19 protein-coding genes and 1 tRNA gene are annotated in these 24408 nt (G+C 40.7%); 3 read left to right on the top strand and 17 right to left on the bottom strand.

Features of this window, described 5'->3' with window-relative positions; all coding sequences use genetic code 11:
* Positions 1-677: 677 nt before the first annotated feature.
* The 11 genes from JI723_RS07745 to hutI form a co-directional block, all read right to left on the bottom strand.
* Positions 678-1196 carry a GNAT family N-acetyltransferase gene (locus JI723_RS07745; RefSeq protein WP_272579912.1) on the bottom strand — a complete coding sequence of 173 codons (519 nt, stop codon included), beginning with the start codon at positions 1194-1196 and terminating at the stop codon, positions 678-680.
* Between the two features lie 228 nt (positions 1197-1424).
* Positions 1425-1697 carry a YfcL family protein gene (locus JI723_RS07740; protein WP_070929173.1) on the bottom strand — a complete coding sequence of 91 codons (273 nt, stop codon included), beginning with the start codon at positions 1695-1697 and terminating at the stop codon, positions 1425-1427.
* A 146-nt stretch (positions 1698-1843) separates the two neighbouring features.
* Complete coding sequence (locus JI723_RS07735) at positions 1844-2392, bottom strand: elongation factor P hydroxylase (RefSeq protein WP_070929172.1); 549 nt, start codon at positions 2390-2392, stop codon at positions 1844-1846.
* A 15-nt stretch (positions 2393-2407) separates the two neighbouring features.
* On the bottom strand, positions 2408-3211 hold the full coding sequence (locus tag JI723_RS07730) for a TSUP family transporter (protein ID WP_140178704.1): 804 nt from the start codon (positions 3209-3211) through the stop codon (positions 2408-2410).
* Between the two features lie 316 nt (positions 3212-3527).
* Entirely contained in the window at positions 3528-4616 is a 1089-nt protein-coding gene (aroC, locus tag JI723_RS07725) for a chorismate synthase (protein WP_070929170.1), read from the bottom strand.
* A gap of 74 nt (positions 4617-4690) precedes the next feature.
* The gene (gene prmB, locus JI723_RS07720) at positions 4691-5623 is read right to left on the bottom strand and encodes a 50S ribosomal protein L3 N(5)-glutamine methyltransferase (protein ID WP_070929169.1); all 933 of its coding nucleotides are present in this window, start codon (positions 5621-5623) and stop codon (positions 4691-4693) included.
* A 171-nt stretch (positions 5624-5794) separates the two neighbouring features.
* Complete coding sequence (locus JI723_RS07715; RefSeq protein ID WP_140187295.1) at positions 5795-7192, bottom strand: amino acid permease; 1398 nt, start codon at positions 7190-7192, stop codon at positions 5795-5797.
* Between the two features lie 96 nt (positions 7193-7288).
* Positions 7289-8821: a histidine ammonia-lyase gene (gene hutH / locus JI723_RS07710; protein ID WP_070929168.1), complete on the bottom strand. Its 1533-nt coding sequence runs from the start codon at positions 8819-8821 to the stop codon at positions 7289-7291.
* Between the two features lie 12 nt (positions 8822-8833).
* On the bottom strand, positions 8834-10519 hold the full coding sequence (gene hutU, locus JI723_RS07705; RefSeq protein ID WP_175442559.1) for a urocanate hydratase: 1686 nt from the start codon (positions 10517-10519) through the stop codon (positions 8834-8836).
* 366 nt (positions 10520-10885) lie between these two features.
* Positions 10886-11629 (bottom strand): histidine utilization repressor, encoded by a 744-nt coding sequence (gene hutC / locus JI723_RS07700; protein WP_070929167.1) that lies wholly within the window; start codon positions 11627-11629, stop codon positions 10886-10888.
* A 341-nt stretch (positions 11630-11970) separates the two neighbouring features.
* Positions 11971-13209, bottom strand: coding sequence for an imidazolonepropionase (hutI, locus tag JI723_RS07695; RefSeq protein WP_337979903.1), 1239 nt, complete (start codon positions 13207-13209; stop codon positions 11971-11973).
* A 221-nt stretch (positions 13210-13430) separates the two neighbouring features.
* On the opposite strand from hutI, the gene smrB reads away from it, so the two are divergent.
* A complete protein-coding gene (smrB, locus tag JI723_RS07690; protein ID WP_140178711.1) occupies positions 13431-13973 on the top strand; it encodes an endonuclease SmrB in 543 nt (180 codons plus the stop codon).
* A gap of 38 nt (positions 13974-14011) precedes the next feature.
* On the opposite strand, the gene sixA is transcribed toward smrB, so the two are convergent.
* From sixA to JI723_RS07670, 4 genes are all read right to left on the bottom strand, one after another.
* A complete protein-coding gene (sixA, locus tag JI723_RS07685) occupies positions 14012-14497 on the bottom strand; it encodes a phosphohistidine phosphatase SixA (protein ID WP_337979902.1) in 486 nt (161 codons plus the stop codon).
* Positions 14498-14965: 468 nt separating this feature from the next.
* Entirely contained in the window at positions 14966-17146 is a 2181-nt protein-coding gene (gene fadJ / locus JI723_RS07680) for a fatty acid oxidation complex subunit alpha FadJ (protein WP_404826912.1), read from the bottom strand.
* Positions 17146-18465 (bottom strand): acetyl-CoA C-acyltransferase FadI, encoded by a 1320-nt coding sequence (gene fadI, locus JI723_RS07675; RefSeq protein ID WP_272579908.1) that lies wholly within the window; start codon positions 18463-18465, stop codon positions 17146-17148. The genes fadJ and fadI overlap by 1 nt, the downstream gene beginning before the upstream one ends.
* A 344-nt stretch (positions 18466-18809) precedes the next feature.
* Complete coding sequence (locus tag JI723_RS07670) at positions 18810-19106, bottom strand: YfcZ/YiiS family protein (protein WP_272579907.1); 297 nt, start codon at positions 19104-19106, stop codon at positions 18810-18812.
* A 351-nt stretch (positions 19107-19457) separates the two neighbouring features.
* Between JI723_RS07670 and fadL the strand changes: the two genes are divergently transcribed.
* On the top strand, positions 19458-20783 hold the full coding sequence (fadL, locus tag JI723_RS07665; RefSeq protein ID WP_337979901.1) for a long-chain fatty acid transporter FadL: 1326 nt from the start codon (positions 19458-19460) through the stop codon (positions 20781-20783).
* A gap of 704 nt (positions 20784-21487) precedes the next feature.
* Here fadL and mlaA read toward each other — a convergent pair.
* Positions 21488-22240 (bottom strand): phospholipid-binding lipoprotein MlaA, encoded by a 753-nt coding sequence (mlaA, locus tag JI723_RS07660; RefSeq protein ID WP_070929162.1) that lies wholly within the window; start codon positions 22238-22240, stop codon positions 21488-21490.
* A 467-nt stretch (positions 22241-22707) separates the two neighbouring features.
* On the opposite strand from mlaA, the gene JI723_RS07655 reads away from it, so the two are divergent.
* Positions 22708-22782: transfer RNA gene (locus JI723_RS07655), tRNA-Arg, on the top strand.
* Positions 22783-23099: 317 nt separating this feature from the next.
* Here JI723_RS07655 and glgC read toward each other — a convergent pair.
* Entirely contained in the window at positions 23100-24404 is a 1305-nt protein-coding gene (gene glgC / locus JI723_RS07650) for a glucose-1-phosphate adenylyltransferase (RefSeq protein ID WP_272579905.1), read from the bottom strand.
* Positions 24405-24408: the final 4 nt, after the last annotated feature.

The raw sequence follows: 24408 nt of genomic DNA, 5'->3' as shown, positions 1-24408 counted from the left end.
ATGATAATACTCACATTATGTTAATAATAAGTTATATTAATTAAATTAATGTGCCTAATGGCTAAAAAAGAACGAACAAGTCTATTTTAGACTGTCTTTATTGGACTAATAAAGGATAATGAAAGTCTATTCTCTTAAAATAATTAAATGAAATCTAAACTAAATAGTGAATAAGTTTCATTCATTGTTAAAAGAGACAAAATAACATTTTGTCTCTGCTAGATTAAGAATTTAATAACGATATTTAGATTATTTCATAATTACCCTAATAAAAAACTAGAGCATACACAAATAACAACATATATGCGTACAGATTAGATAAATCACTCGATAGATTTAATACGCAAAAATAAACTTGATATATATCAAAAATAAGTATTCTTATTAAATATATTATTATTGTGTTTGTATTATTGATATAAAAATAAATATATTAACAATATTACTCTGTTGTTCTCTTGTAAAAAATTAAATATAGTTTAATTATTTTAATAGAATAAATGCTTGATAATTGCCATTATCCAGATACTAATAATTGAGTATTAAAATCATCTATTCTAACCCCTAAAAACAGAAATAACTAAACTGTTTATTTTAAATAGTCTATATATGACTAAGATGGCTATATTACTTCAATATAGCCTAGCCATGGAGTGTATTATCAATACCTATCTAAACTATCTAATAATATTAAGACGCATCGCACATCGTTGTTCAACGTTAAAACCTGCGTTCACTTCTTGTTGCAATATAGATGCTAAGTCAGTAGTTAATTCACTCGCTTCTACTATCGAAAAACCTAATCGCTGGTAGTAAGGTGCATTCCATGCAATCTCGCGGAAAGTGGTTAGCGTGACAGAACGAACCCCTTCCAGTAATGCGAACTCTACTACTTGTTGGATCAATCGACGTCCGACACCTTTCCCCTGCCAAGACTGACACACCGAGACTTCACAGATATGAAGGCTCTCTTGCAATCGTTCGATATTGATAAAAGCGACTGGCTGATCGTTATTATTGACAGCCACCCACTCCATTTCTTGAGCTATATAATTAAGATGATCTTGTTCTGACTGCACATCATCATCAGCAATCCAACCTAATTCAGGGTGACCACGAAATGTTTGTGCTGCTGAATGTTCAATAGTAGGTAAGATTGCAGCATCAGAAGGAACGGCTTTACGAATTGAAAACATTTTTTGCTTCATAATAAAAAAGAGGGTGCCCCCCTCTATACTCGTCATACCTCATGTTGCGGTAATTTTCGTTAAGGTATAGTGATCGCGTTCACTCACATTAGTGATCTAACAACGCATTCACTACTTGTCTAGCCGCACCTCGAATTATTTAGAGTATAGGGGGTGTTGACGAAGCGAATAAAAGCCTGTTTTTTCCGCTTCTTTATTTAAAAAAATTAGATGTGTTTAGCGCACTTCATCTAAAAGTGATTTCCACATGCCTAGTACTAATACTTGATCTGGAGGGGTTAACTCGCCACCTTTAATCGCTTGTTGAATACTGTCTTCTACACGTTGATAGAGAGCATCTGCGCTAGTTTCTTGTTCTTCTTCAAGTTCAGCTACAGCAAGGGTTAAATGCCCACGCAAATAGCCACCGGCAAATAATTCATCGTCACTTGCGTGTTCGACCATATCATCAATTTTTGTCAGTATGCGTGTTTCAAAATCCGCAAGCATGCTTTATCCTTACTGTCGTTAGTGTATCTATATTCATCATACTTCAAGTTGCAGAGCTTTACGTTAATACAAGGTAACTGCGCTCATTTGCACCAATCATCGACTTGTGTATACGCCTAGCCACACCTCAAATTATTTTGAGTATATTAGGAGAAGATATCTTCCGGATAAGGAAAATCTTCTGCGCAAAGAGGTGGGGTATTGTAAAACGTTTGTAGCGCCTTCACAAAGCGTAATGGCCTTTCAGGAATACCATTTGCTAAATATTCCATCACTTGACGATGAACTTTGCGTTGAAATGCGATACGGTCAGGCTCAAAATCCCCTTCTAAGTTATCGCAACTCACATTAAAAGGGATCCCAGCGGCAACACAAAATAGCCAATCGAATGATTGAGGCTTAACCTCAACCACCTCAAACTCGCCTTGTGTTTTTTCATCACGGCCATCAGGGCAATACCAATAGCCATAATCAACCTGTTGGCGCCGAGCCTCTCCCGCAATACACCAGTGAGAAATTTCATGCAAAGCACTCGTAAAGAAACCATGAGCAAAAACAACACGATGATATGGCGTATGCTCATCCGCAGGTAAATAAACAGGCTCGTCATCACCTTTAACTAATTTCGTGTTGTACTCTTCTCCGAAGCATTCTTCAAAAATATCTATCAACTGCTGATAATGATGTTTAGTCATGAAATTCAAATCATTTTAAAATAACGAAATAACCCAAGCCTTGATTGCATCACCATGACTATCATGGAGCAATTTAATACTCATTAACAAAGAGATGATCACTATCATCGGTCGGATCAGTTTTTGTCCTTTAGTCAGCACTAAGCGAGCACCCAATCTCGCGCCAACCATTTGGCCAACAAGCATAACAAAGCCTAGTGCCCATAAAACATGACCTCCGATAATAAAAAATATCAAAGATCCAGAATTTGATGCAAAATTAAGTAATTTCGCATGGGCTGTCGCTTTCGCAAGGTTGTAACCTAACAATAAAACATAGCCTAGTGCTAAAAATGATCCCGTTCCTGGTCCAAAAGCACCGTCATAGAAGCCGATTGTCATCCCAATAGCCACACCAAAAATCGGAATACTAATACGCTGTTGGCGGTCTTGAGCGCCCAATGATGGTGTTAACAAGAAATACAGCCCGACACAAATCACCATGATGGGTAATAGCTGCTTCAGAAAGTCAGTATTAATCATTTGGATAACAATAGCACCAGCCATAGCGCCAATGACTGTCATAATGAAGGGAAATATTTGCTCGCGTAAATTGATAGCTCTACGCCTGACAAAGTACAACGTAGACGAAAAAGAACCGCCCACCGCTTGGAGTTTGTTGGTGGCTAACGCTTCGACAGGCGTGATCCCCACAGACAGTAATGCAGGTATGGTTAATAAACCGCCCCCACCTGCAAGCGAATCAATAAATCCCGCAAACAACGCAACACAGAACAGCAGCAAATAGACTTCAGGTGCAACAGCGGTCAACCAATCCATTTTTAATCCAAATAACAATATTGCTAGCAATATGTAATATACATTATGATCTATGATCACTCAGTATTACTGCCTAGATGAATATGTTTAAGCAGGTATCATCCAAACCTTTATACTGTAATCCTTCAAGTGCAGCACCTTGAGTTATCAGAGTATACACCGTATAGACTCTAAATAATTCTATACTCGTCATACTTCAAGTTGCAGGGTTGTTAACTACGCTCAGCTAGGCGACAAATGAATGAGCCACTAACAGCATAGTCACCATACCTCAACGCAAAAGCGGCGATTTTGAGTATGACAAGTATAATGATAATTAAGCAAAAGGCTTCATCGTCGGAACAACATCTGCACATTGTCCACGGTGACGCAAATAGTGATCCATTAATACAATCGCCATCATCGCTTCCGCAATTGGCACGGCACGAATACCAACGCATGGGTCATGGCGACCTTTAGTGATCATTTCAACTTCTTCACCATCACGGTTTAACGTTTTACCTGCTACCGTAATACTCGATGTCGGTTTCATTGCGATATGTGCAATGATTGGCTGACTACTGCTGATCCCACCAAGAATACCGCCAGCATGGTTTGAGCTAAAGCCGTCACGAGTAATTTCATCGCGATTTTCACTGCCTTTAAGGCCAATAACCCCAAAACCATCACCAATTTCTACACCTTTTACTGCATTGATACTCATCAATGCATGGGCAAGATCGGCATCTAAACGATCAAATACAGGTTCACCTAACCCAGCAGGCACATTTTCAGCCACCACGGTTACCTTTGCACCGATAGAATCCCCTTCTTTCTTTAAGCCACGCAATAGCTCATCTAATGCATCAAGCTTACTTGGATCAGGGCAAAAGAACGGATTTTCCTCAACGATAGACCAATCTTTGATTTCGCACTCTACTGTCCCCATTTGGGTTAAGCAGCCTCGAATAACAATACCCAGTTTTTCATGTAGGTATTTTTTGGCAATCGCACCTGCCGCAACACGCATCGCGGTTTCACGGGCCGAGGAACGGCCACCACCACGATAATCGCGCTGGCCATATTTTTGCTCGTAGGTGTAATCTGCATGACCCGGTCTGAATACATCTTTGATCGCACTGTAATCTTGTGAGCGCTGATCGGTATTTTCAATCAGTAGACCAATACTGGTACCTGTTGTAATACCATTAAACACACCCGATAAAATTTTCACCTGATCCGGTTCACGACGAGCCGTAGTATAACGCGAAGTTCCGGGACGACGGCGATCTAAATCCCCTTGTAAATCTGCTTCTGTCAGCGCTAATCCCGGCGGTACGCCATCAATGATACAACCTAAAGCCAAGCCGTGAGATTCACCAAATGTGGTCACACGAAACAGTTGCCCTATTGAATTTCCAGCCATGCCAAATCCCTAGTTCTTATTAAGCGATTGTTATTGTGATGTTGTGATTGTTTAGAATGCCGCGCAATATCCACTTAATCAATATAAAGTTGGAATTGAGCATGATGTTCCAATAATTGATCACGGGTTAACATAAACACACCATCACCACCATATTCAAACTCTAACCAAATAAACGGAACGTCTGGATATTGTTCGATAAGATGCACCATACTATTACCGACTTCGCAGATCAGTACCCCTTCATCAGTGAGGAAACGTGGTGCATTGGCTAAAATACGGCGCGCAAGTTTCAACCCATCACTGCCTGCTGCCAATGCTAATTCAGGCTCAACACGGAACTCTTCTGGCAAGTCATCCATATCTTCCGCATCCACATAAGGTGGGTTAGTCACGATCAAATCATATTTAACTTCTGGCATATCCCTAAATAAATCAGAACGAATTGGGATCACGCGATGTTCTAACCCATGATTAGCAATATTTTGCTCGGTGACAGCCAGTACATCAGCTGAAATATCGACGGCATCCACTTCTGCTTCAGGGAACTCATATGCACAGGCGATAGCAATACAACCACTACCAGTGCACATATCAAGAATAGTTTGTGGCTCGTCCGCAACCAAACCAACAAAATGGTTATTTATCAATTCGCCAATTGGTGAGCGGGGAATTAACACTCGCTCATCAACATAGAATTCGTGGCCACAAAACCATGAGCGATTAGTCAGGTAAGCCACAGGGATACGCTCATTGATTCGACGCAGTACACGTTCAATAATACGATGACGCTCCGTTGGTGTCAGGCGCGATGTAAGTAGTTCATCCGGTATATCAAGCGGTAAATAAAGCGTTGGTAGTACTAATTGTAACGCCTCATCCCATGCATTATCGGTACCGTGACCATAATAAACATTGGCTGCATTAAAGCGGCTCATTGTCCAACGCAAAATATCCTGAATGGTATGAAGCTCAGCAACAGCTTCATCAACGAAGATCTTTTCCAAGAAGTGTTTCTCCTGACTGTATATCGAAAGTCTTCAAGTTTGCCACGAAGTGAGACACAAATCAGCAGATTAATATAATTAAATCGTGAAGGAATAGATAAAGAAGACAATTAAAAAAAGCACATGCCCTCATAGGATGAGAGCATGGCCAAAATTAAATAAAGAGATTAATTATTCGACTGGTTCAGCGTTATAATTTGGCTGAGTATCCGCTTCTGGTTTTTTCACCCACAAAGCATATGCACCTGTTAAAATAACTAGCCAAACAATACCAACATATAAGGCAATACGGGTATCTTCGAAATAACCAAGCACCCCAAATATGAACAGCATAAAAATTATGGCAACTACAGGGCCGACAGGCCATAGCGGTACAGGGAACTTCAGTGAGGCAACTTGTTCTGGCGTCATTTTTTTGCGCATCGCCACCTGTGATACTAATATCATTAACCAAACCCATATAGTGGCAAAGGTAGCAATTGAAGCAATCACTAAGAACACTTTTTCTGGGATCAGATAGTTAAGTACCACACCCACTAACAGGACAAGCGACATAACCAATACCGTCATCCATGGCACACCATTTTTGGTTAACTTAGTGAACGCTTTCGGTGCTTGCCCTTCATGAGCCATACCAAACATCATACGACCTGCGCCAAAGATATCACTATTGATCGCGGATATCGCTGCGGTGATCACCACGACGTTTAAAATATTCGCCGCTGAAGAAATACCTAAGCTATCAAATATTTGCACAAATGGACTACCTTGAGAGCCAATTTGATTCCATGGGTAAATACACATTAAAACAAACAGTGTCAGAACATAGAATAGCAGGATACGAATCGGTACCGCATTGATAGCACGAGGGATCGTAACATCAGGATTTTTAGCTTCACTTGCCGTGATCCCAATCACTTCAATTCCACCAAAGGCAAACATCACCACAGCAAAGGATGCGATCACACCTCCAATTCCATTTGGCATAAAGCCGCCATGCTCAAACAAATTTGAAATTCCAACGGCGTGATCGGAAGCCTGACCAAAACCAAACATCATGATTGCAGCACCACCGACAATCATTGCGACAATCGCCACAATTTTGATGATAGAGAGCCAAAATTCCATTTCGCCAAACACTTTTACATGGCACAAATTAATGGCGCCGATAAAACAGATAATACCTAGCACCCAGATCCATTGAGCGACCTCAGGGAACCAAAGCTTCATATAAAAACCAAATGCGGTTACGTCAGCTAAGCAAACAATTAGCATTTCAAAAACATAGGTCCAACCTGCAAAAAAACCTGCACGTGGCCCCAAATAATGGCTCGCATATTGTGAAAAAGAACCTGCAATCGGGTTATGAACCGCCATTTCCCCCAATGCCCGCATAACCATAAAAACCGCAGCTCCACCTATAATATAAGCAATTAATACCGCAGGGCCTGCGGTTTCAATTGCCTTGGCTGAGCCGTAAAACAGACCTGTACCAATCGCTGCCCCGAGGGCCATAAACCGGATGTGACGCGCAGAAAGTCCACGCGTAAGTTTTGTTGTGCTTTGCATGATTTATCCTTCGTATTATAGTTTTAATTACGTTAGTGCAGATAAATACCACAAGCGGTCGATACATTGCCGACCGCTTATTATTTGCGTGATGTATTATTTAGAGAAGACTGCTCCCTCAGAGAACAGAGTTGATAATTTGTGTTCTGCAATCAGGTTGATTGCAGCATCGATATCGGGTGCAAAGTAACGGTCTTTATCATAGTACGCCACTTTATCACGCAATGTTTTACGCGCTTTTTCTAATGTTTCACTTGATTTTAGTCCCTCACGGAAGTCCATTCCTTGACATGCTGACAGCCATTCAATGGCTAAAATACCTGTCACGTTTTTGGCCATTTCCCATAAACGGCGGCCTGCCGCTGGAGCCATAGACACATGGTCTTCTTGGTTAGCTGATGTTGGTAAGCTATCCACACTCGACGGATGTGCTAATGCTTTATTCTCACTCGCCAATGCCGCAGCGGTGACTTGTGCAATCATAAAGCCTGAGTTAACACCACCGTTATTCACCAGAAACGGCGGTAACTGCGACATATGTGTATCCATTAATAACGCGATACGGCGTTCCGATAATGCGCCTATTTCAGCCAATGCTAAGGCAATATTATCTGCCGCCATCGCGACTGGCTCTGCATGGAAGTTACCACCTGAAATAATGTCACCATTATCAGAAAAGACTAATGGGTTATCAGACACCGCATTTGATTCAATTAAAATCACGTCAGCAGCTTGGCGAATTTGAGTCAAACAAGCTCCCATCACTTGTGGCTGACAACGTAATGAGTATGGGTCTTGTACTTTGACACAATTAGCATGTGATTGAGATAGCTCACTCGTCGGCGTTAGAATTTCACGGAATAAGCCAGCAACATCGATTTGTCCTTTCTGCCCCCTCACTTCATGAACTCGAGCATCAAACGGTTTACGAGATCCTAATGTTGCTTCAACACTCAACGAACCACAGACAATACCGCTGAGCAGGAGATTTTCCGCCTCAAACAACCCTTTCAAAGCGAAAGCTGTCGATACTTGAGTCCCATTTAACAGTGCCAATCCCTCTTTTGCTTCCAATTTTAGAGGCTTCAGTCCTGCTTTTTCGAGTGCCGATTTCGCACTGATCCATTTACCTTGGTATCGTGCTTTACCTTCCCCCAGCAACGTTAAACTCATATGCGCAAGAGGCGCTAAGTCACCAGATGCTCCTACAGACCCTTTAGCAGGGATCAGAGGATAAACTTGATGATTGACCAAGGCGACCAAAGCTTCAATCACCTCCAAGCGAATACCTGAAAACCCACGAGCCAAACTATTAATTTTTAACACCATAATCAGACGAACTAACTCATCATCAAGTGGCTCACCAACCCCAGCGGCATGTGACATAACAATCGAGCGTTGCAACGATTGGAGATCTTTCGTCGCAATACGGGTGTTGGCTAGCAAGCCAAACCCTGTATTGATGCCATATGCCGTTTTATCTTCTGCAATAATTTTATTAACAGTGGCAACACTTTTTTCTATCGCAGAGTGTGCACGTTTATCTAATGTGACAGTTACTGGTTGTGCAAGAACAAGGCGCAAGTCATTCAGTGTCATTTTTCCTGGATGGATAGTTAACTTAGTCATTAATTGCACCTCTTAGCGTGTTTTGATCATGGGTAAATTAAGATTTTTTTCTTGCGCACATTTAATCGCAATATCATAACCAGCGTCAGCATGGCGCATAACACCGGTTGCAGGGTCGTTATGTAGAACTCTTGCGATACGTTCAGCAGCTTCATCGGTACCATCGCACACAATAACCACCCCAGAATGTTGTGAGAAGCCCATACCTACACCACCACCATGGTGTAATGATACCCATGTTGCACCACTTGCTGTATTTAATAGCGCATTCAGTAATGGCCAATCTGATACCGCATCGGAACCATCTTTCATTGCTTCAGTTTCACGGTTTGGACTTGCAACTGAGCCTGAATCAAGGTGATCACGACCAATAACGATAGGTGCTGATACTTCACCACTGCGTACCATTTCATTAAATGCCAAGCCTAGTTTTGCTCTATCACCTAAACCAACCCAGCAAATACGAGCTGGTAAGCCTTGGAAACTAATGCGTTCACGAGCCATATCTAACCAACGATGAAGGTGTTTATCATCAGGTAATAGCTCTTTGACTTTGGCATCCGTTTTATAAATATCTTCAGGATCACCCGATAACGCTACCCAGCGGAATGGGCCTACGCCACGACAGAATAACGGGCGAATATACGCAGGTACAAAACCAGGGAAATCAAATGCATTTTTAACGCCCATTTCAAGGGCCATTTGGCGAATATTATTACCATAGTCAAACGTTGGAATACCTTGTTTTTGGAACGCTAGCATGGCTTTTACATGCTCAGCCATTGATGCTTTGGCTGCTTTTGTGATGCCTTCAGGATCTTTCGCACTGCGCTCGCGATACTCTTCCCAGCTCATACCAATTGGTAAGTAACCATTGAGGGGGTCATGGGCGCTGGTTTGGTCAGTGACCATATCGGGACGAACACCACGTTTTACTAATTCAGGAAGTACTTCAGCCGCGTTAGCACATAACGCGATCGAAACCGCTTTTCCTTCTGAGGTGTACTTTTTAATACGCGCTAATGCATCATCCAAATCAGTCGCTTGCTCATCGACATAGCGCGTGCGCAGGCGAAAGTCGATACGGCTTTGTTGGCATTCAATGTTTAATGAACATGCACCTGCCAATGTTGCCGCGAGTGGCTGAGCGCCGCCCATACCACCTAATCCAGCGGTCAATACCCAACGCCCCGTCAGATCATCATTAAAATGTTGGCGCCCTGCTTCAACAAAAGTTTCATATGTCCCTTGAACAATCCCTTGGCTACCAATATAAATCCAGCTTCCCGCAGTCATTTGACCATACATCGCTAGGCCTTTTGCATCCAATTCATTGAAATGCTCCCAATTGGCCCAATGCGGTACAAGGTTTGAGTTCGCAATTAATACACGAGGTGCATTTTCATGGGTTTTAAAAACCCCCACGGGTTTACCTGATTGCACTAGCAAGGTTTCATCGCTTGCTAATTCTTTTAGAGTTTCGACAATTTTGTCGTAGCACTGCCAGTTGCGTGCTGCTCGGCCAATACCACCATAAACCACTAACTCATGTGGGTTTTCTGCAACGTCAGGATCTAAGTTATTCATAAGCATGCGCAAAGGGGCTTCGGTTAACCAACTTTTTGCGTTGAGCGTGTTGCCTCTCGGAGCTCTGATATCACCATTTCTGTATTTATTATTTATCGTTGTCACATTCATACCCTCTTTCGATAGATTCAGTCTGTACTGATAATGTCTTGCTATAGGTATAGTTGTATATACATGTACAATCAATACCCATTTTAACATTAAATTTAGGATAGGAAGATGAGTAAAGTAAAATAAGTTATTATTTATTAGCTAGTTATAATGATTTTACTCAAAGTTGATGGTGAATAATTCTTCTAAATCTGCCAGTGAGATCACATTAGATTTACAATTAATTCACATTAATAAATTGAATGACCTATTGGAGGAATTCAGGAAAGTAAACTGAAGTGAGTTTAATTGACAGATAATTAAATGCACTATTTTTCAAAAAGATAAATAGCAAGCAACCTTAATATCAAGCGTTGCTTACTATTCCTAAGAGGTAAAATGCCCTTTTAGCTTATAGCGATTTCCGGGAAATAATAATTTTGTACTTGTCACAACAAATGATTGAGACCACGTACGTCGCGATATCAATAAGCAAGAGGAGCCGATAGCAATGTTCAACAATTTGGCGGCTCGTTCATCAGCTTCTATCGCTTCAACAATATGTTCTCCTTCCGTCAAGGGTGCAACCATTGACAAATAATCATGAGGGGTAATAGCTGAAAAATTTTGTTTTAAATAATCAGGAGCCGCTAGCGCATTAACATAGCGATCTTCTATCTGTACGGCTACCTCATTTTCATAGTGAACAATGATAGAATGAAATACCATTGTATCCGCTGAAATGTTCAACTCAGCAGCAAGGGAAACCGATGCAGGAACCTGTTCTAATCTTATGATTTTACAACTGTAGTTATGGCCTCTCGCTAATATTTCCGCTTCAATGCTATGGATCTCAAATAACGCTGATTGCCCCTTTGGCTCGGCAACAAATGTACCGACCCCTTGCACACGCACCAATAACCCTTCAGCAGTTAATTCTCTCAATGCTCGATTAGCCGTCATGCGACTACATTCAAATTGTTTTACCAGTTCTGATTCGGAGGGGACACGGTCATTAGGTTGCCATTCTCCATTATGGATCTTTTCCGTAATCAGCTGTTTTACCTGTAAGTAGAGCGGAACAGGGGTGTCCCTAGGACTTTTTTTATTTGCCGTCACAATTTTTTCCATTAAAAAAGTAAAATATTAAGCTCGCAATAAAATTGGCAAGAGCTACCTTGGCACTATCGAGTTATATACTCGCCATACTTCAAGTTACAATACTTTTGTTAAAGCTCGTGGCTACCCCATGCCAATCACATACTGATTATGCTCTTAGGGACTGACACACTTGTCACCTAGCCATCGCTCAAATTATCTAGAGTATACAATCAAGTAGCCAATATTTTGACCGTCGCAAATAAAATCTAATCTCCTGCAAAATAGCCTTAAGAGAAATAACTTACCTATCTATATTATCAGTTTTGTATGGCGATATAAGAATTTTATGACTTAATAACCAACCAATACCATTAAGCATTATGGTGACTAATATTTCCTTGATAAACGCGCATATATAAAGGCTGGCTACCTTGCTCATAAATCATCTCAACGGGATCAATAGCATTCCATACCACAAAGTCCGCCTGATATCCCACTTTTAACTGCCCATGGGTATCCTCTCGGCCTAATGCTTTCGCAGCGTGACATGTCACACCGGCCCAAATTTCTTCAGGTGTTAATCTAAACAATACCGCTGCCATATTCATGATCATACGCAATGACGCAAAAGGGCTGGTTCCTGGGTTAAAATCTGTCGATACGGCCATCGGGACCTTATGTTCACGTAACAGCTCAATTGGTGGTAATTTAGTTTCCCGTAAAAAGTAAAATGCCCCCGGTAAAAGTACCGCTACCGTTCCACTTTCTTTTAAGGCACGAATACCATTGAGATCAAGATACTCAATATGATCAACCGATAAGCCTTTAAAACTTGCGACGAGCTCACTACCACCGAGATTGGACAGTTGCTCTACGTGCCCTTTTACTGGAATACCTAATTTTTGTGCTGCGGCAAACAGTTTATGGCTTTGCTCCAAAGAAAAACCTACACTTTCACAAAACACATCAACGGCTTCAAATAAACCTTGCTGCCACAAAGCTGGCATAATCTCATTACAAATAAGATCAATATATTCGTCAGCTTTATCTTTATATTCAGGGGGAACGGTGTGAGCCGATAATAATGTAGAACTGACGCTAACGGGGTAAGAGTCTGCGAGTTTTTTAGCGACTAATAATTGCTTTTGTTCGCTGACAAAATCTAAACCATAGCCTGATTTCATCTCAATAGTCGTAACACCCTCACGGATCAATGCCTCTAGCCGAGGTTGAGAAACCTGAAAAAGCTGCTCCTCATCCAATGAACGAGTCGCACGCACCGTTGAGTTAATGCCCCCCCCTTGCTGACTTATCGTTTCATAAGAAACGCCATTCATGCGTTGCTCCCATTCCGCCGCACGGTTACCACCAAACACTAAATGTGTATGACAATCAATCAAACCCGGTGTCACTAAGCGCCCTGCTAAATCCACAACGTGGCAATCTGTAGTATTAAGCGATCCTGCTGGAACAATCGCTACAATCAGATTGCCGCGTGTCACCATATCAACATTTTCTAGCAATCCATAAGCAATATCAGACTGCTGATCCATGGTTGCAATACGGCCATTTTGCCAGATAACATCTTGAGCTAGGGTTTTAAATGACATAACAAATCCTATGGTTTAAAAATGCATTGAATGTTGCAACAAAATAACAGGTATAGATATGTATATACAATTAGACAAAACAACGTGATTTGTCAATGTATACTCGATAGTTTAGTTAAAAATTTGTTATTTTAGTCTTAGAAATTACGCCTCTAACAATAAGAGACAAAAATAGGTTAAACTTAAAGAAATATAATTATCTAAAAAAGACAGTTAATATAATGAAAAACAAATTTGGGTTAAATGATGATGATATTCATCTGTTTAAAGAAGCCATCCAGGGCGCAAAGAAGATAAAACAAGATCAAATTTTACATACACCTATTCGTGCCAAAGTGACTCAGCCATCGAGTAAAAAAGTTCAACAAGAACAAATTGATGCAACATTTTATTTTTCTGATGAGTTCCAACCTCAATTAGAAGATGAAGGCCCTACTCGCTATCTAAAACCCGGCGAAAGCCCTTACGAATTAAAAAAGTTACGCCGTGGAGATTACGTTCCGGAACTCTTTCTTGATCTACATGGTTTGACCCAAATGGAAGCTAAGCAAGAAATTGGTGCATTAATTGCGGCATGTAAACGTGAAAATATATTTTGTGCTTGTATTATGCATGGCCATGGTAAACATATCCTAAAGCAACAAACACCGCTCTGGTTGGCACAGCATCCAGATATTATTGCCTTTCATCAAGCACCTAAAGAATGGGGAGGTAATGCCTCAATTCTGTTACTCATTGAAACCCAAGAAAGTATCAGACGTTAGATCCGTTAACTTAAAGTAGCCCCTTAGGGGCTAGTTAACTATTGGTTCATTGAGAATAATTGTGATGGACTAAGCATCCAGTCTAAATGAGCTTTATGGTGCCCCACATCGATTTCAATACAAGCGATTGAGGAAGTAATAAACATAGGTGGTGCCTCATGTGGACACAACTCAGAAACTAAATAACCAACTAATGGCAAATGAGAAACGACTAATACTGCATTTGCTCCCATCACTGCGAGATCACGAATATGATCAGCTACAAATGTGGCATTTCCCCCCGGGGTCAACATCTCCATTACTTCTGCCTGCATAGGAAGACTTAAATTTTCCCTAACCACCTGTAGCGTTTGTTGCGCCCGCAAATAAGGACTGACAAGTACATTATCAATTGCTGGGTTACGTTTATTCAACCACTGAGCCATCAATGCTGAGTCATCGCTTCCCTTTTGCGTTAACGCTCTCGCTGCATCACTGGCAGCCTGTAATGCCGCGTCACCATGACGCATAATATAAACTTGCATAATCCACCATTTGGGTTAACTAAGTCACCAGACTCGCTAACCTTATTTATTAAAATACCTTTATATATCAAATGATAATATTCTATTGAAGCATTATTCATTCACGCAAAACAACCTAACTAAGCTTCAAATTATTGAAAACACAATTGTTGCAAAAATCAGCATTAACCACACCGAATGTGTGATTCTGCATCAAACCATTTAAAAATAAAATGACTTAAGTAGTTTTTTTGTTTTTAGTTTGTCTGAAATATATCTAGATTTTGCAGTCAACTTAACGTTACTGTTTATCCTATCTTACCTACTTTGTGATGCTTTCATTTCCCCGACAATTAACCATAAAAAAACCCGATGTTTGCTATAACAAGCAAATTCATCAGGTTTTTTATCAGGTTAGCACTCTATTTATTTGATCCTAGCCTGACTCACTACACCTAGATCATTATCCTTTCTTCGCTATTCAATGTTCTACTCAGAGAAGAATTGCTCATTATTTTGTGCCATTTGACACAATCGATCGCAAGGTCTGAATTTTTCATCATATTTTTCAGCTAAGTTATTCATCGTATCAACTGTTTTTTGAATACCCAAGCTATCCATATAGCGGAAAGGACCACCAAAGAATGGCGGAAAGCCAATTCCAAATACAGCACCGATATCTCCATCACGTGCATTTTGAATAATTTTTTCATCTAAACATCGTACCGCTTCATTCAACATTAACAGCACACAACGTTCTGCAATATCAATTTTGCTTAAATGATTTTGTGGATGAATACCCACTAATGAATAAAGGCTCTTATCAACTTGGCGCTTATGAGCCTTTTTCCAAAAGAATAACTTAGATGACGCTTGATGCTCATACAAATAAAAACCTTTACCATTTTTCTTACCTTTACGACCATCTTTATTCACTTTATCTAAAAGTTCAGGAGCCATAAAACGCTCTCCAAAACGCTCGACGAGTATAGGAAGAATTTTTGTCCCTACATCAATACCCACTTCGTCTAACAGATTGAATGGCCCTACAGGAAACCCAAAATCGACTAACGCGCTATCAATATGTTCAATTGACTCGCCATGCATTAAACACTCAGCCGCTTCACATAGATAAGGCGCTAAAATGCGGTTAACATAGAACCCCGCGTCATCACCAACGACTATTGCTGTTTTACCCTGCTTTTTAGCTAAAGCGACCGCCGTTGCAATAGTTTGAGCATCTGTCTGCTGATGAGGGATCACCTCCACTAAAGGCATTTTATCTACAGGGCTAAAATAATGTAATCCAATCACTTTTTCGGGGTGTTTGGCTTTTTCTGCAATCTGATTAATAGGTAATGATGATGTATTTGAAGCAAAAATAGCATGGCCTTTAGTCACATCTTGGATCTCCGCAACCATTTTTTGCTTTAATGCGAGATCTTCAAATACCGCCTCAACAACGATATCAGTATGCTCAAAACCTTGATAATCAAGAGTACCTGATATTTTCGCCATGACTGCATCACGTTCACGAGCAGGCATTCGCCTTTTATTCACGCGCTGAGTTAGCCGATCCCAGCTATAACGCAGTGCTTGCGCTACACCGCTCTCATTAATGTCTTTGATACGAACAGCAAGATCACCTCGCATTGCAGTAACATAAGCGATCCCTCCGCCCATCAAACCACCACCTAACACACCTATCTGTTTAAATTTAGCAGGAACCGCTGCTGAACCCGTTTCATTTTTTAATGAAGTTGTCGCAAAAAAGAGGCTGCGCAATGCTGCCGATTGTGGAGTCATCACTAGCTCACCAAAGGCTTTTGCTTCCGCATCATATCCCGCTTTAGCCCCTTTTTCGACCCCTGTTCTCACAACTTGAATTATCTTCTCAGGTGCTGGATAGTGCCCTTTGGTTTTACGCATCACCGTCTGTTTAGCCGTTGAAAATACTTTATTGCGTAATAATCTACTGCTTAACAACCTTTGCTGCCAATGGATAGGAGCTCGCTGAATTTTACCTTTCTTTGCCATTTGAATAGCAACATCCAGCAAAATAGTTTCAGGTACGACATCATCCACTAGTCCGATTTTTTGAGCTTGCTTAGCGCGTAACTGCTTACCTGTCAGCATCATATCTAATGCACTAGGAATACCCACTAATTTAGGTAACCGCTGTGTTCCACCAGATCCTGGAAGTAACCCAAGTTGTACTTCAGGTAGACCTAGTCGTGTTTTATCATCATTCGAGCAAACGCGTGCGTGGCAAGCTAATGCCAGCTCTAAGCCCCCTCCTAAGCAAGCCCCATGAATAGCAGCAATGATAGGCAATGGATAATTTTCTAATTTATCAAATAAAATATGACCTTCTCTTGAAAGTTCACTGGCTTCTTCTTTACTCGTGCAATTAGCAATCATGCTAATATCAGCACCAGCAATAAAGCTGTCTTTCTTCCCAGAGGTGATCACCAGCCCTTTCAAGCCTGATGTTGATTGTGCCTGCTGTAATATGGAAAGGAATTGCTGGGCAAATTCAGCCTTTAAGGTGTTCACTTTTTCGTTAGGGACATCAATATAAATCACCCCTACAGTTTGCGAATGAACTTCAAGACGAAATGCCCCCTTAGCGATTTCACCTTGCATTTCTCGCGGAGAATAATCAGTCATTATTCCACCTCCAAAATCATTGCTGCACCTAAGCCACCCGCTGCACATGCAGTTGTTAGGCCAAACCCACCGCCACGCCGGCGAAGTTCATGAAGTGTTTGCGTTACCATACGAGCACCTGTCGCAGCAAAAGGGTGTCCATAAGCAATAGAACCACCCAAAACATTAAATTTATCCATGTCCACTTCACCAATTTCTTTGGTTAATCCTAATTTTTCTTGTGCAAATTGGCGACTTGAGAATAATTTAAGATTTGCCAGCGTCTGAGCTGCAAATGCTTCATGCATATCAATTAAGGTGAGATCTTGCAATGTCAGCCCTGCACGTTTCAGTGCAATCGGCGTTGCATAAGATGGTCCTAGTAACATATCTTGCCAAACATCAATCGCAGAAAAAGCAAAGCTACGAATATAACCTAATGGTGTATAACCTAATGCTTTTGCTCGCGACTCTGTCATCATTAGAACAGCAGCCGCGCCATCCGTTAATGGAGTACTATTCGCCGCGGTAACAGAACCATGTTTACGGTCAAATGCAGGCTTTAATTTTGCATAAGAAGATAAAACTGAGTTTGTACGAATATTATTATCTTGAGTAAACGCTTGTTTGAAAGGTGGCATATAAGCGGTCATCACCTCTTGCTCTAATACACCACTTTCCCATGCTTTCGCCGCCAGCAAATGTGAACGATGAGCCAACTCATCCTGTTGTTCACGGCTAATATGGTAGCTTTTAGCCATTTGTTCAGCGGTATCCCCCATACGTAACCCTGTAGAATACTCCGCGACTGCTGGTGCAACGGGTAACAAATCCTTTAAACGTAATTTCGCGATAAGGGATAATTTTTGGCCTAACGATTTAGCTTTACTCAAAGAAAGTAGTGTTGCAGCTAATTTTTTGGATACGCCAATTGGTAAAACTGAAGAGGAATCGGCGCCACCGGCAATACCAACGGAGATATGGCCAGCCATCATACTTTCAGCAATATTAGCCATTGCTTGAAAACTGGTTGCACAGGCTCGTGAAACGCTATAAGCATCCGTTGAAACACTCATACCCGTCCCGAGCACAATCTCCCTTGCAATATTTGGAGCAGCAGGCATTTGCACAACTTGCCCAAATACCAACTGCTCAATCAACTCTTTCTCAATACCACTTCGGTTGAGTAATTCAGCAACCACCGCTTTTCCCAAATCAACCGCGGCAACCCCTTGGTATGCTGTCGCTTGTTTAGCAAAAGGTAGACGTAGACCACTCACAATCGCGATCCTTTCTTTTGCTGAATAATTACTTTCGCCATGATGGGAAGTTTGATTCATGGTAGCTCCCGCTAAAATTTTCTAGCTTATAGACCCTACAGATATCGTCGTTGTTTACATTTAGGTGTAATAAATAGATATGCACCTAAAAACCTAATTTAATAGCGATACTTTCACAACTGTTGAACCCCAAGAGGTCTGACCTGTTATTATTGTTAACATAAAGGTTACATTCAGAAAACCGTGATATTGAGAAAATGCGAGCTTGCACACAACTTAATGAGTATCAATGAAAGATTGGAACAATTAAGGTAGGAAATAGATATTGCAAGAAAATAAAGAAACCTTCACTATTGTGCAATAAATCAACAGCGAAGGTCGCAAATAGTTAATCAGTTGATTGATTAGCGCAGGCCCAATTGAAAAATCAGACTTTCTGCTTCACAGCTAAATGTGAAATCTGCTGATAGCTCAACACCGCCCTCAACATTCGCTATCGAATGTTTGATGATACAAGGGTCTGATTCAACTGATTTAGCTTTTTCTGTTAACTGTTTCAACATGGCTTCCGCTTCTGCTTGGCTTGCGAAAACATGCTGATATGATGCAGTACAATCTTTGTTATCTAAGATTGTGCCCACATCCACACAACAGCAAGCAGCTGTCTCTTCTGCGCTACAGCGCTTAATCGCATCAGTCATTTTATTCTCCAAATCAACAAACTGTTAAGCTGCTATCATAACGCCGAAAAACAGCGAAAAACCAGTGTATACCAAAGCTATCACCGACTATCTGCTATAAGTTTGATCTAACCCCATAAATTACAGCTATAAGTAAAATTGGCACCATTCAATGTTGCAATTTTGTTAAACACATCGCAATTTTGAAAACAATTCAGAGATAATTGTAAAACATACTTGCAACACATAAGGTGGTCAGACCTATACTCTAGTAACTGGTCTGATTTGTCATAAAGGCAAGCGACCCTACAATTCTGCGCTTCTTGCGATAGAAGTCGCCTAATATAAATAATAAACAAGAGGGTTTTGGTCATGAGCCAGAAAAACCTATTTACTCGATCAGCTTTGGCAATAGCAGTGGCAATGATTTCATCTAACGCTGGAGCCGCTGGTTTTTTGCTTAATGAATATTCCACATCTGCGCTAGGACGTGCATTTTCTGGGGCAGGTGCAATCGGCGATAACGCAAGTGAAGGTAGTCGTAACCCAGCAGCGATGATGTTATTTGATCGTCCTGCTCTTTCAGTTGGTGCGGTGTATATTGATCCGAGTGTTGATATTAAAGGCCGTGGAGCCTCCCCACTCGGTAGTAATTTAAATGCGAATGATATCGCACCAAGTGCGGTAGTACCTAATGCTCACTTTATTTTCCCTATTAATGATAAATGGGCAGTGGGTACCTCAATGACGACAAACTTTGGGCTCGCAACTGATTTCAACAAAAACTATGCCGCAGGCCCTATCGGCGGTAAAACTGACCTAAAAACCGTGAATTTAAACTTAAGTGGTGCTTACCGCTTAAATGATAACTTTAGTTTTGGTTTAGGTGTTGATGCTGTTTATGCAGATGCAGAAATTACACGTCATGCGGGGGATTTGAGTATAATCAGCCCATTGCCCATGTCGCCTAGTACCACTATGGCTAAATTAACGGGTGACGATTGGGGCTATGGCTGGAACGCAGGGATCCTCTATGAATTAAACCCTGATAACCGCTTTAGTTTGACTTATCGTTCAAAGGTTAAGGTCAAATTTGAAGATGGTAAATACTCAAACGATTTACCAACTAGTTTACCAAATGGCGGGCCTCTACCAGGTGGCCTTGTGGGAACTGGTGGTGAGAAAATCAAAGGGAAACTTGATCTGAACTTACCTGATATTTGGGAGTTCTCTGGTTACCATAAAGTTGCACCAAAGTGGGCATTACACTATAGCGTTGCCTACACGGGATGGAGTGAATTTAAAGATCTTACCGCATACCGTAGTAGTGATAATGAACTATTATTCCACAAAGCAGAAAACTTTAAAGATGCATGGCGCTTTGCTTTAGGTACCACCTACTTCTATGATGATAATTGGACATTCCGTACCGGTATTGCCTACGATGAAAGCCCTGTACCAACTAAATATCGCTCAATTTCTATTCCTGACCAAGATCGCTACTGGTTAAGTGCGGGTACAACCTATGCATTTAATGAAAACGCCTCCGTTGACCTTGGTATCTCTTATATGTATGGCAAGAAAGTGAATATCTCCGAAAAACTCAGCGAGAGCGCAGCTGTGCCACTGCCAGCCTACGAGTTTAAATCTGAAGGTTCAGCTTGGCTGTATGGCGTAAACTTCAACTATACATTTTAATTGATATGAACCTCATAAATAACAGGGGCATCCCCCCTGTTATTATTTCTCCCAAATACAAATAAACCTTTTTCTATCTGTAAAACTTCATTTTTAAGTTATAAATCACTGGCATTAACCTGATTTTCTACATTGAAAGCACATTATCATCATCAAGGTAGCAAAATATCCTACCTACTACTACGTAAAAAGCCTTGAAAACGCAGTTCTCGCCTGAGTTGCACTTGACATCTGCCCAGATAAATCTATAAATTAAATTATGGCTGGCTTGTAAATTAACTGTTAACAGTCCCTACACCACGCCTACCACTGTAAAACTATTTCAATTTGTTTTTAAACACCCATTTCGTTGTAAATAGTTTTGCAATTCTTTTTCATAACATCACAACACCCTGCATGTTCTTGTCATAACGCTATGTACAATAAGTTTATTGTATAGCTCAACATGGCAGCATAGATGTATGGGCAAAACACATTAACGTTAAGCCATCATTAACACGCCGAGCGTTAATCATAAAGAGGCAGATATGAGCACATAGGAGAAAAGTATGGGAACTTTATTTACTGTTGGCTTTATTGGCGTATTAGGCGTCATCGCACTAGTAGATGCAATAACTTCTCGAGGAAACCGAGGCAATGAATAACATCTTTATCACTCTCTAATGTCTGATGACAAAAGAGAGTGATAACGTTAATCACATAGACTAATCAATAGAATCTAAATCACCTTCGATTGCCGATGCATTAGGATTCACCGTCGCTTTTAATTCCCCACCACTCGATAAGAAATCATTACGTTGGAAATAGGCTTCCCTCATTAACAAATACGGATCTGAAGAGTTCTTCAATAAACCATCAGAATCGAGTAATTGTGAACGGGTTTCAATACCTTCAAGCGCCCATTTACCCGCTGACATCCAGAACGTCAAATAACTTAACATCGGATATAGATCATCGACTAAGTTACCCCCCTCTTCACGTACCGTAAAGCTACCGTAGCCCGGTAACACGACGTATGGGCCATAGCCAACATCATAGTAACCTAGAGTATTACCAAAACGTTTAGGTTCTTCTTTCGCTAACTGAGGGTTTGCCATTGAAGCTACGTCGATAAGCCCCCCCACTCCGAAAACGGTATTGAGGAAAAAGCGATTAAAATGTTTAAAACCTTGGCTGACTTCGCCTCGTAGGAAGCTATTCAGCATACTGGCTGGTTCTTCAAGGTTAACAAAAAAGTTGGTTAAACCATTACGTGCAGGCATCGGTACATAATCACGCCAAGCCACTGCAACAGGCCTTAAAACGTATGGGTCTAACACATTGTAGTTAAAATTGAACATCGCTCGGTTAAAACCTTCAAGCGGATCCGAACGTTCCTGAGTTTCAGGGTTTATTGAACTCGAACATCCAACAAGCAAAACTCCCGCAAGAAGAACGCCACTCATGCGAAACTTCATAATACTCTCCATCCCCTGCACCACCAGCCATGGCACTTTTCTACGAATTATAAGCTAATATGTTTATATTAAAACCAAACAGATATAATTGTTAATCAATTTGAGTGCTAAGAACAACTAAGCAACCATAATGTTAACTATACCTTATTTATGGCATCCATCATTATAAGAAATGTGATTAAACAGGTAAGAATCACTTTTTATCGGGCAAGAAACACAAAAATGTAGAAGATTCATAGTGATAATGCACACTATTTTAAGTATTACTATGATTTACACGTATAATTCTCATTTATCCAATTATCACATACAACTTATTTATCTAACCAGTCAACCAAAACATCACTTGAGCAAAAAAACAACTAAAAGCTCTTTTTGCAGCTTCTGATAAAAGAAATTCCACGTAACAACTTGATTCAACAGGAAGTCAGAAGTAGAATGCCAACCACTGCGGCATTAGCGGTAAAGTCCCCTTAGTTAAATGGATATAACGAGCCCCTCCTAAGGGCTAGTTGTAGGTTCGATTCCTGCAGGGGACGCCATTAGCAACTAAATAGAGCTATCCATACCTAAACAAACCCTCCAAAAAAACCAATCACAGCAATGCATCGCACTAAACTTAGCTAAACCAATCTATACTGGTATAAACGTATCTTTGGGGGTAGTATTGGTGGTATCGTATATTTCACTCGTACTCAATACCCCCATGCCAACAAATATCAGTGGCAAAAACAAAAATCATACAACTAAATGCAATCGATACATTTCTAAATGGTACGAACAGAGAGAAATAATTCAGAATAAGTCGATAGGATATGCATTTCCCTTTTCTCCCTATCCATCTTATTCCTCTATACCATCAAAGCTGTGCCAACATTTCCTGCGTAATCAGTACCACTCCACCCTCTGAACAATAAAAACGCTGTTCATCCTCTTCTTTATTTTCGCCTACCACCAATCCACTTGGCACATGGCAACCTTTATCAATAATGCAACGTTTTAAGCGGCAAGCACGCCCTACACGTACCTTAGGGAGTAACACTGAAGAATCAATTTGGCAAAAAGCATCAATATTTGTTTCTTGAAAAATAACTGAGTTAGTAATCATTGAATCCGCAATTATACAACCAGAGTTAATTAGCGAGTTAATGACCATACCTTGTGTTCCTGAACTACCTTGAATAAATTTAGCGGGGGGTAGCGGGTACATTGCTGTACGAATTGACCAATTATGGTCATACATATCTAGTTCAGGTGCAGCAGACACTAAATCAATATTCGCATTCCAATAAGAGTCGATAGTGCCGACATCACGCCAATATGGCTGAATTTTTTCATTAAAATTAGATGTGACACATGAACGAGCAAATGGATGTGCCCATGCAACCCCTTGTGCGACTACCTTTGGGATGAGATCTTTACCAAAATCATGATGAGTTTCTATAAGAATGTTTTCTTCTTTCAGTAATTGATATAGGTATTGCGCATCAAAAACATAAATTCCCATACTGGCTAATGAAGTATCAGGTTTGCTAGGCAGCGATGGTGGATTTTCTGGTTTTTCGATAAATTGAATAATACGTTCGTTTTCATCGATATCCATAATTCCAAATCCAGAAGCTTCATCTCGCGGTACTTCAATACAAGCCACCGTGCATTTGCTGCCTTTTTCGACATGGTCGAGCAACATTTGCGAGTAATCCATCTTATAGATATGATCCCCCGCTAAAATCAAAATATATTTTGCTTGATAATGCCTAATGATATCTAAATTTTGAAAAATGGCATCAGCAGTACCTTGGTACCATCCATCATTCCCTTGCTTTTGCTCAGCAGGTAAAATATCAATAAACTCATTGGCTTTATCATTCAGAAATGACCAACTCCTTTGAATATGTTGGATCAATGAATGCGAATAATACTGTGTTAACACCCCTACGCGGTAAATACCTGAATTGATGCAATTTGATAATGTAAAATCAATAATTCTAAATTTTCCACCAAAAAATAATGATGGCTTAGGTTGCTTATTAGTCAGTGCTTTTAAGCGTGTTCCTCGCCCCCCAGCAAGGATCAACGCCACCGTTTTATTAGGTAACTGCCTTGCTAACATTAAACGTTGCGCAGAGTTTGATTGTGATTGAGCCAATAACTTTTCTGGCATATAA

Origin of the sequence: Providencia manganoxydans (genome assembly GCF_016618195.1) — a bacterium.
In the GTDB taxonomy this organism is placed as follows: Bacteria; Pseudomonadota; Gammaproteobacteria; order Enterobacterales; family Enterobacteriaceae; genus Providencia; species Providencia manganoxydans.
This window is presented reverse-complemented; position numbering and strand designations above follow the sequence as displayed.